7 protein-coding genes and 2 pseudogenes are annotated in these 9,160 nt (G+C 63.7%); 4 read left to right on the top strand and 5 right to left on the bottom strand.

What is annotated here, in order from left to right; genetic code table 11:
- A pseudogene (locus Q0X85_RS07560) lies at window positions 1-462 on the top strand (integrase core domain-containing protein); the annotation flags it as partial.
- Window positions 463-749: 287 nt separating this feature from the next.
- On the opposite strand, the gene Q0X85_RS07565 reads toward Q0X85_RS07560, so the two are convergent.
- On the bottom strand, window positions 750-2,228 hold the full coding sequence (locus Q0X85_RS07565) for an AMP-binding protein (RefSeq protein WP_297771036.1): 1,479 nt from the start codon (window positions 2,226-2,228) through the stop codon (window positions 750-752).
- A gap of 108 nt (window positions 2,229-2,336) precedes the next feature.
- On the opposite strand from Q0X85_RS07565, the gene Q0X85_RS07570 reads away from it, so the two are divergent.
- The 3 genes from Q0X85_RS07570 (at window position 2,337) to accC (ending at window position 4,882) form a co-directional block, all read left to right on the top strand.
- Window positions 2,337-2,879, top strand: coding sequence for a LuxR C-terminal-related transcriptional regulator (locus Q0X85_RS07570; RefSeq protein ID WP_297771038.1), 543 nt, complete (start codon window positions 2,337-2,339; stop codon window positions 2,877-2,879).
- Between the two features lie 146 nt (window positions 2,880-3,025).
- Window positions 3,026-3,520 carry an acetyl-CoA carboxylase biotin carboxyl carrier protein gene (gene accB, locus Q0X85_RS07575; protein WP_297771040.1) on the top strand — a complete coding sequence of 165 codons (495 nt, stop codon included), beginning with the start codon at window positions 3,026-3,028 and terminating at the stop codon, window positions 3,518-3,520.
- A gap of 12 nt (window positions 3,521-3,532) precedes the next feature.
- The gene (gene accC / locus Q0X85_RS07580) at window positions 3,533-4,882 is read left to right on the top strand and encodes an acetyl-CoA carboxylase biotin carboxylase subunit (protein ID WP_297771042.1); all 1,350 of its coding nucleotides are present in this window, start codon (window positions 3,533-3,535) and stop codon (window positions 4,880-4,882) included.
- 13 nt (window positions 4,883-4,895) lie between these two features.
- Here accC and Q0X85_RS07585 read toward each other — a convergent pair whose 3' ends face one another.
- From Q0X85_RS07585 to Q0X85_RS07600, 4 genes and pseudogenes are all read right to left on the bottom strand, one after another.
- On the bottom strand, window positions 4,896-5,603 hold the full coding sequence (locus Q0X85_RS07585) for a DUF3726 domain-containing protein (RefSeq protein WP_297771044.1): 708 nt from the start codon (window positions 5,601-5,603) through the stop codon (window positions 4,896-4,898).
- Complete coding sequence (locus Q0X85_RS07590; RefSeq protein WP_297771047.1) at window positions 5,600-7,255, bottom strand: hypothetical protein; 1,656 nt, start codon at window positions 7,253-7,255, stop codon at window positions 5,600-5,602. Before Q0X85_RS07590 ends, Q0X85_RS07585 begins: the two co-directional genes overlap by 4 nt.
- Before the next feature lie 20 nt (window positions 7,256-7,275).
- Complete coding sequence (locus Q0X85_RS07595; RefSeq protein WP_297771045.1) at window positions 7,276-8,265, bottom strand: membrane dipeptidase; 990 nt, start codon at window positions 8,263-8,265, stop codon at window positions 7,276-7,278.
- Window positions 8,262-9,041, bottom strand: a pseudogene (locus Q0X85_RS07600) (aldehyde dehydrogenase family protein); the annotation flags it as partial. The pseudogene Q0X85_RS07600 and the gene Q0X85_RS07595, both read right to left, overlap by 4 nt.
- Window positions 9,042-9,160: the final 119 nt, after the last annotated feature.

Genomic DNA, 9,160 nt, shown 5'->3' on the forward strand with positions numbered 1-9,160 from the left:
CGCGCGGTTCAGCTATCGCGGGGAGGATGTCGTGGCGACGCTGGACCGGGTGTGCCGCAGATCGGGCTATCCCAAGACGATCCGGGTCGATCAAGGCAGCGAGTTCATCTCCCGCGACATGGACCTCTGGGCCTATCAGCGTGGGGTCACGCTCGACTTTTCACGGCCTGGCAAACCGACGGACAACGCCTTCATCTTGCGTCGGGGCATTTGATCCCCCGGATCAAATGCTGATCCCTCCTCACGTTCAATGGCCGCTTCCGTGCCGAGTGCTTGAACGCCCATTGGTTCCTGACGCTTGCAGATGCGGCCGAAAAGTTGGAGACTTGGCGTAGATACTACAACGAGGAACGGCCACACAGCGCGATTGGTAACAAAGCCCCGATCACGCTGACAAAATCGGGGGGCATCACCAGCCTGTCGCCCTTATCCAAGCAGGAAAACTCTCGCCAACGGCGGTAGAAGGCTCGGGGTCGGACCAATAACCCCAAGGACTCTACACAAAAATGGAGGAAACTTGGGGCTCAGGTTAGCGCCACTCGAAGTGCATGAAGAATTGATTCAACCTTCGCCACATGCGTCAAGCACGACGGAACGCAGACACGGTGTGGAGTCTTAGTCATCGCTCAGCCCTCGGGCTGGTGCGTTTGATACATATGGCCGCTTGCAAGGGCGTTCCGACGCGCCTTGCAAGGCGCGTGCCACGCCGTTTGACAACGGCGTGCAATCGTTTTCGAAAACGATTGCCGTCAGACGTCGAGCCGCGTGCGTAGATCGGTCTTGAGCACCTTGCCGTAATTGTTCTTCGGTAGGCTGTCGGTGGCAATATAGCGTTTCGGGCGTTTGAACCGGGCGATATGGGCGCGGCAGTGGGTGTCGAGGGCGGTCTCGTCGAGTGGGCCGTCGCTGACCACGAAGGCCACCACCACCTCGCCCCACTCTGGGTCAGGCACGCCTACCACGGCCACTTCGGTGACCGAGGGATGGGTTTGCAGCACCTCTTCCACCTCGCGCGGATAGATATTGCTGCCGCCCGAGATGATCATGTCCTTGGAGCGGTCCTGCAAGGTCACATAGCCATCGACGTCCATCCGCCCGAGATCACCGGTCCAGAGCCAGCCGCCCTTGAGCGCCTTGGCACTGGCCTCGGCGTTCTGCCAATAGCCCGGCATCACCGCGTCGCCGCGCACGAGGATTTCGCCGATCGTTCCCGGGGGCAGTTCCGCGCCGGTCTCATCGGCGATTCGCACCTCGACCACGGATTGCGCGCGGCCCACCGAGGCGAGGCGCACGCGCCAGTCCGGGTGGCTGCGGTCGGCCACATCCGCGCGGGACAAGGCGGTGATCGCCATCGGGCATTCCCCTTGCCCGTAGATTTGCAGGAAGACCGGGCCAAACACTTCGACCGCCGCGATGATATCCGCCAGATACATCGGCCCGCCCGCGTAGACCACGCTGCGCAGCCCGGTGCCGGGCGCGCCGGTGGCGCGGGCATAGGCGGTGAGGCGCTTGACCATCGTCGGGGCGGCAAACATATGCACCCGGCCATGATGCCGCGCGAGATCGAAAATCTCGGCCTCGTCAAACCCGCCCGAGGCAGGGCAGACATGCCGCGCGCCGCGCAGCACGTGGACCATTGCGTAGAGCCCCGCACCGTGGCTCATGGGGGCGGCGTAGAGCGTCGCATCATTGCCTGACGCCTCATCGACATCCGCCAGATAGCTCAGCGACATCGCGACCAGCATCCGGTGCGTGATCCGCACCCCCTTGGGCCGCCCGGTGGTGCCGGAGGTGTAAAAGAGCCACGCCAGATCCTCCGGCGCACGGGTCGCCACCTCGGCCACAGCCTCGCCCCGCGCCACCGCCTGCGCCGGAACATTCTGCTCTGCCAAGGCGTTCCGCCGCGCCGCATCCGCAAGAACCACCCGCGCGCCCGCATCCCCCACGATCCACGCCGCCTCTGCCCCATGCAGCTTGGCATTGATCGGCACGGCGGCAGCCCCGGCGTACCAGATGCCGTAAAGCGCCAGCAGATAGTCAGGCGCATTGCCCATGAAGAGCGCGACCCGGTCGCCAGGCGCCACGCCCTGTTCCACAAGCGCGCCCGCGACCTCGCGCGCGGTACGGTCAAAGCCCGCGTAATCCATGACCGCCTCGCGCCCGAGATAGAGCGCGGCGCGGTCGGGCGTGGCCTGTGCCGTGCGTTCCAGCCAGATGCCGATATTCATTGCCGGTCCTCCCGATGGGCAGAAAAGCACCTGCGGGCCCGGCGCACAATTCCGTATATCTACGCAAAGCGCTTGGCGCGGCGCGGGCGGCACGCCATAAGGTCGGGCATGGAGATCGCACACCTCGCCTTTGATCACGCCCCCGTCGGCCTCGCGCTGCTGGAGCATCGCATCATCCGCGCCTGCAACCTGCACTTCGCCGCGATCTTCGGCGACGGCCCCGCCGATTACACCGATATTCCGCTGGCGCGCTATTATCCCTCGATCGAGGACTATCGCCGCATCGGGGCGGACGCGCTGGCGGTCATGCGCAAGACCGGGCGCTATGCGGACGAGCGGGTGATGAAACGGCGCGACGGCACGCTGTTCTGGTGCCGGGTGCGGGGGCAGTCGCTCACGCCCGAGACCCCGTTTCAGCGCGGTATCTGGTCGTTTTCCGATCTTTCCGAGGAACGTCCGCTGGTGGCATTGACACAGCGCGAACGCGAGGTGGCGATCCTGACCTGCCGCGGTCTGACCTCCAAGGAAATCGGGCTGGAACTGGGGCTGAGCTATCGCACCGTCGAGGTCTACCGCGCCCGTTTGCTGGAAAAATTCCAGGCTCGAAAGCTCGCGGAACTGGTGGCGAAACTGTCTGGCATGCCGCTCTGAGCCGCACAACTCTCGCAAATTTGCCCGCCAATCCCCAAATTGCAAGGCAATGGCCGCTTTTCTCAGGCACTGGCTTGCCCTATAAGCGGCGAAAACAAACGCAATGAGCCCTGAGCAGGGCATCGTCGCTGTGGTCGAGGAATCTTATGTCTAACAAATCCCATGAATCGGATGTGGCCTTCATCAAGGCGCTCGCGGAACTCTTGAACGAGAACGACCTGACCGAACTTTCGGTCAAGCGCGAATACGGTGAAGACGACACGCTCAACGTCCGTGTCAGCCGCCGCGGTGAGGCGGTCTCGACCCAAGTCAGCGCCGCACCCGCGCCGATTGCGGCATCAGCCCAAACGACAGCCGCCCCTGCCGCCGCGTCCTCATCCGAGCCTGTCGAAGATCCTGCCAGTCACCCCGGCGCCGTGACCTCGCCAATGGTCGGAACCGTCTATATGCAGGCAGAACCCGGCGCGCCCGCCTTCGTGAGCGTAGGCACCCACGTGTCCGAAGGCGATACGCTGCTCATTATCGAAGCGATGAAGACAATGAACCATATCCCCGCTCCGCGCGCAGGCACCGTCAAGCGCATCCTGATCGAGGACGGCGCGGCGGTCGAATACGGCGCGCCGCTGATGATCATCGAGTAAGGGCCTGCGCGCATGTTCGAGAAAATCCTGATCGCCAACCGGGGTGAGATCGCCCTCCGCGTCATCCGCGCCGCCCGCGAGATGGGGATCGCGACGGTTGCCGTGCATTCGACGGCGGATGCCGATGCGATGCATGTCCGCATGGCCGACGAATCCGTCTGTATCGGCCCCCCGTCCTCCTCCGAGAGCTACCTGTCGATTCCCGCGATCATAGCCGCCTGCGAGGTCACCGGCGCACAGGCAATCCATCCGGGTTATGGCTTTCTGAGCGAGAACGCCAATTTCGTGCAGATCGTCGAGGACCATGACCTGACCTTCATCGGCCCCTCGGCCGAGCATATCCGCATCATGGGCGACAAGATCACCGCCAAGGACACGATGAAGGCACTGGGCGTCCCCTGTGTGCCCGGCTCCGAGGGCGGCGTGACCGACATCAAGGAGGCGCAGGCCCTCTGCGCCGAAATCGGTTTTCCGGTGATCGTCAAGGCCACCGCCGGCGGCGGCGGACGTGGCATGAAGGTGGCGCAGGACGCCCCCGATCTGGAACGCGCCTTTCTCACCGCCCGCTCCGAGGCCAAGGCGGCCTTTGGCAATGACGAAGTCTATATCGAGAAATACCTGACCACGCCGCGTCATATTGAGATTCAGGTCTTTGGCGATGGCAAGGGTGGCGCTGTGCATCTGGGCGAGCGCGACTGCTCGCTCCAGCGCCGTCACCAGAAGGTACTGGAAGAGGCCCCCGGCCCCTGCATTTCGGAGGAAGAGCGCGCGCGCATCGGCAAGATCTGCGCTGACGCCTGCGCCAATATCAACTATCGCGGCGCGGGCACAATCGAGTTTCTCTATGAACACGGCGAGTTCTTCTTCATCGAGATGAACACCCGCCTTCAGGTGGAGCATCCGGTGACGGAGGCGATCTTTGGTGTCGATCTGGTGCAGGAACAAATTCGCGTTGCCGAAGGCATGCCAATGTCGTTCACTCAGGACGATCTGAAGATCAACGGCCATGCGATAGAGGTGCGTATCAACGCAGAAAAGCTGCCGGATTTCGCGCCGCGCCCAGGCAAGATCACACAGTTTCACGCACCCGGCGGCCTTGGCGTGCGGATGGATTCGGCCCTTTACGATGGCTACAAGATTCCACCCTATTACGACAGTCTGATCGCCAAGCTGATCGTGCACGGGCAGGATCGGCAGGGGGCGCTCACGCGTCTGGCACGGGCCTTGGGCGAATTGATCGTCGATGGCGTCGACACCACGGTTCCGCTCTTTCATGCGCTGTTGCAGGAAGAGGACATCCAGACAGGCAATTACAACATCCACTGGCTGGAACACTGGCTGGAGACCAACCTGCGGGATTGAGCGCGCCCGGCGCTCAATCGTTGTCGCTGGCCTGTGCGCCCGCGCGCTGACGCGACAGATCCGAGGCGGGTACAGTGGTCCGCATTGCAATCGCGTCGAGCGCCTGCCACGTCTCACGCGTTATGAGCCCGTCAAATGGCCCCGGTGTTTCGTCAAGTCCGACTGATGCCGTGCCTGAGCACAGCGTCACGTCAGCCCGCGTTGTCGCGAGGGCAGAGCGTAACCGGCGCAGATCGGGCGTCGCCCCGCCAGCACCGAACGTCAGCACCGAGGCGCCCATGCGATACGTCAGAGGACACCCAAGCTCTGCGGCCATCCGGGCGACAAAGGGCAAGAGGAAAAGCGGCCCGGCGACGTCGTCCAGACGGACCAGCCCGGCGCGCGGACCTTCTGGCAACTCTGCGTGATCCATCATCGCGACCCCCGCGCGCAGGGGGCAAAGCAGCCCGGGTGCGGACCATCTCCCGCTATCGGGCTGCGGCGCGCTCACATCTTTATTTGTCAGCAATCGCAAGAGCATCTCTGGCCCCGGCAAGCCAGCCTGCGCAAGCCAGCCGCAGGCCCAGCCCGCCTCTTCTGCTTCGCCCCAATGCCGCCCTGCCCCGCGCGCGGCCTTGGTGGCCAGCGCAATGATCTCCGCACGGGACAAGACCAGCGCCGGCCCGGCATCTCTTGGCGGCTCGGACCCAACGCGCGTGGGGTCTTGCGCCTCACTGGTCACAGCGCCACCTCCGCGGCAAGGTCCTGCGGATAAGGCGCGCCCTGAAACAGGCTGATGCGCACCCAACGATCCGAACGCGGATCGAACCGCGTCGCACCGAAAAACGCCAATTTGCAGCGCAACATGTCGATCGGCAGCACGTCTGCCGCAATCAGGTTGTCGCGGATTTCGGCAAACGGCCGACAGTCCGACCTCTGAACGCGGCGCAGGATGTGCCGATACTCGGGCGCCGCCATGACCACGCGCGCCACAGGTGTCTCATCGGGCCAGCTCTCAAGAGCATCAAACAACGCCACCGCCTGCCGCGAAATATCGAGTGGCAGTTCGCGCTCGGCTCCCGGCTCAGAGGCGCGTTCGCCGAGACGCGGCTCCAGCTTTTCCTCGGAGACATACCAAAAGCGTGCCGACCCCTCGGGCGTGGTGTGGTCGATTTCCAGCGCCCAGCCATACCCCCGCCGCAAGAGCGCATGGGTCTGCGCAACGGTCATGGCACCATCCAGCGCGAAGGCCTGATCCTCATCGGCGTCCATACAGTCACCCAGTTCATCCACCAGATCGCCATGCGGCTCGACCATCGCCGCGGCGAGTGCTTCCTGGGCTTCGGTAGAAAGATGTCCCTCGGCCCACTGCCACAGCGCATCCCATGGATGGCAGCCCGTCGTCTCCCAGCCGTCCGTTACGTGGTCGGCCAATTGTGCCAGCCCGGCGCGCAACGCGGTCAGACGGGTTTGCTGCAAGGGATGTGCACTCTGCCATGCGTCGGCATTGCTGCGCGCCTGCGCCAGCGCCACATGAAAGCCCGAAACGGCGTCTGCGCGCGCCTCCTGTTGCGCCCGCACCCGCGCCAGCGCCTCTTCCCGTGCCATCATCCAGTTGTTGAGCAGGACCGGGTGCCGTACCAGAAACGGCGCCATGCCAAGCCCGGTCGAATTGCCCACCCCCAGCATGCGCCGCAACTCGGGGTCCAGCGGCACGGCGTCCGCGCCGCCACGGGCCCGCGCCAGATGCTCTGCCAGATCGACCGTGAACGCCCGCGTCAGCCAGACCGACAGCATCTCGGCCTGAAACGGTGCGCGCATCTCGGCGCGGTCGGCAATCCGGTCGCGATCCGCTGCGCCGAACTTGCCCGAGCCATACACCGCAGTCGTGCGCATCAGATAGCCGGTTTCGGCCAGTTGGGCCGCGTCGGGCTGCCGACCTTCCGCCAAACGCCCGACCACATGCGCGAACAGGCGCACCGATTTGTTGGCGCGGCTCAGGCTCAACTCTCGGCAGCTGACGCGCCCGGCCTCCTGTAGCGGCACATTCTGCGCGAGACGGGACAGATCCTCTGGCGTGGGTGTGCCGTCAAAAAGCGTAAAGGTCGCATCCCAAGCTGTGGCGATCACCCGGTCCGACCGCATCTCATCCGGCAGATCATGGCCAAAGGCCACAAGACTGTAGGTCCGCTCTGGACCAATGGCACGATACACCGCATGGCCGGTGCCGCGCGCGTCAAACTCCCAGACCGGGCGGTCAAAGCGCCAGCCTTCGCGGCTCAACCGCCGCAAGAGTTGGCGCAAGAACGAAAGCCGGGTCGGATGCGCAGCGCCCATCCGGGCCAGCCGCATGACGGTATCGGGGGCTCGCCTGTAGCGCGCCGCCTCGGGCATCGGGTTGAGCGCGCCACAGGTCACCGAGCCTGCCCTTGCGGGGCGAACGCGTCGGCAAAGAAACGTTGCCAATTGCCGCCCATTATGGCCGCGACCTCAGCCTCACTCAGCCCGACCGAGCGCAACCCGACCGCGATGTTGCCAAAATCTTCGTTACCGCCAAACCATTGTGGCATAGGTGGAAAACCGGGGTCAGCGGCGCTCCCCTCACCGAAATCAACCGTTTTCGTCCAGCGGCCAGAGCGCATCCAGTCAACCACGCTGTCGGGTTGATCCTGACACAGATCACTGCCGATCCCGACGCGCTCGACGCCCATCCGCTCGACCGTGCGCGCAATCATCTCGCAAAACCCGTTCACCGTGCACTCTGAACCATTCTGCAAATGGTGCGGATAGAGCGAAAACCCGAGCATGCCGCCCGAGGCCGCCAAGGCATCCAGAACCCGGTCGGATTTGTTACGCCGCGCCGGGTGCCAACTGGCCGGGTTGGCATGGGTGATGGCGATGGGACGGGTCGAATGCTTGATCGCCTCCAGCGTGGAGCGTTCGCCTGAATGGCTCATGTCCACCACGAGGCCGACACGGTTCATCTCGGCCACCACCTCGCGGCCCATGCGGGTCAGGCCGGTGTCGTCTGCCTCATAACAACCGGTCGCCAGCAAGGATTGGTTGTTATAGGTCAACTGCATGAACCGTAGGCCCAACCGGTGCAACACTTCGACCAGCCCGATATCATCCTCGATGCAACTCGGGTTCTGCGAACCAAAAAAAATCGCCGTGCGCCCGGTCTCCCGTGCAACGTTGATGTCCTCGGCGCTAAAACCCTGCAATATCAACTCGGGAAACCGCTCGAACCAGCGATTCCACGCCTCGATATTCAGCACCGTCTCGCGAAAATTCTCGTGATAGGTGATCGTCACATGGACCGCGTCCACCCCGCCCGCGCGCATCTGGCGAAATATCTTCTCCGACCAGTTGGCGTATTGCAGGCCGTCGATCACAACGCTCATTCAGGCACCCCGCGCGCCACGTAGGATGTCTTGACCGTGGTATAGAACTCGGCGGCATACTGCCCCTGCTCGCGCGAGCCGAAACTCGATGCGCCCCGCCCGCCGAACGGCACGTGGTAATCCGTTCCGGCTGTCGGCAGATTGACCATCAGGGTGCCCGCACCCATGTTGGCGCGGAAATGATTGGCACGGCTCAAGCTGCGCGTCATGATCCCGGCGGTCAGCCCGAACGGGCTGTCATTGGCAATCGCCAGCGCCTCATCGTAGCCGCTCGTCTTAAGCACGCAGGTGATGGGCGCAAACATTTCTTCGCGGTTCACGACCATGTCATTATGCGTCGCGGCAAAAACGGCGGGGGCCATGAAATACCCCTCTGTCGCCCGCTCAAGCTGTTCGCCACCACACAAGAGTTCTGCCCCTTCGGCTTGCCCCGTCTCTATATATTTCAGATTCTGCGCCAATTGTGCGGCGCTGACAACCGGCCCGATCTGCGTGCCATCTTCCAGCGCGTGCCCCACCTGCAGCGCCGTCGCAGCCTCGACCAGACGGCTGACAAATTCATCGTGAATCGCCTCATGCACGATCAGCCGCGAGGCGGCGGTGCATTTCTGCCCGGTGCCCCCGAACGCCGCGCTCGCTGCATGCGCGACAGCCAGATCGAGATCGGCATCCTCCATGATCAGCATCGGGTTCTTTGACCCCATTTCCATCTGCACCTTGGTCATGTTCGGCACCGCCGCCGCCGCGATGCCGCGCCCGACATCGACTGACATGGTGTGATCGCGGTGGTCGCTCTCCGATGGCGAACGAGGTCTGATAGTATCAGCCTCACCAATCAAAAGCCGTAAGGAGAACGACCATGAGCCACTATGTTGGTTTAGATGTTTCATTGAAA

Source organism: uncultured Roseovarius sp., assembly GCF_947259555.1.
Taxonomy (GTDB): Bacteria; Pseudomonadota; Alphaproteobacteria; order Rhodobacterales; family Rhodobacteraceae; genus Roseovarius.

What these genes read in the sequence shown, in the direction of transcription:
- Q0X85_RS07565 (WP_297771036.1), bottom strand. Translation starts at nt 2,228, where the DNA reads ATGAATATCGGCATCTGGCTGGAACGCACGGCACAGGCCACGCCCGAC.
- Q0X85_RS07570 (WP_297771038.1), top strand. Translation starts at nt 2,337, where the DNA reads ATGGAGATCGCACACCTCGCCTTTGATCACGCCCCCGTCGGCCTCGCG.
- accB (WP_297771040.1), top strand. Translation starts at nt 3,026, where the DNA reads ATGTCTAACAAATCCCATGAATCGGATGTGGCCTTCATCAAGGCGCTC.
- accC (WP_297771042.1), top strand. Translation starts at nt 3,533, where the DNA reads ATGTTCGAGAAAATCCTGATCGCCAACCGGGGTGAGATCGCCCTCCGC.
- Q0X85_RS07590 (WP_297771047.1), bottom strand. Translation starts at nt 7,255, where the DNA reads ATGCCCGAGGCGGCGCGCTACAGGCGAGCCCCCGATACCGTCATGCGG.
- Q0X85_RS07595 (WP_297771045.1), bottom strand. Translation starts at nt 8,265, where the DNA reads ATGAGCGTTGTGATCGACGGCCTGCAATACGCCAACTGGTCGGAGAAG.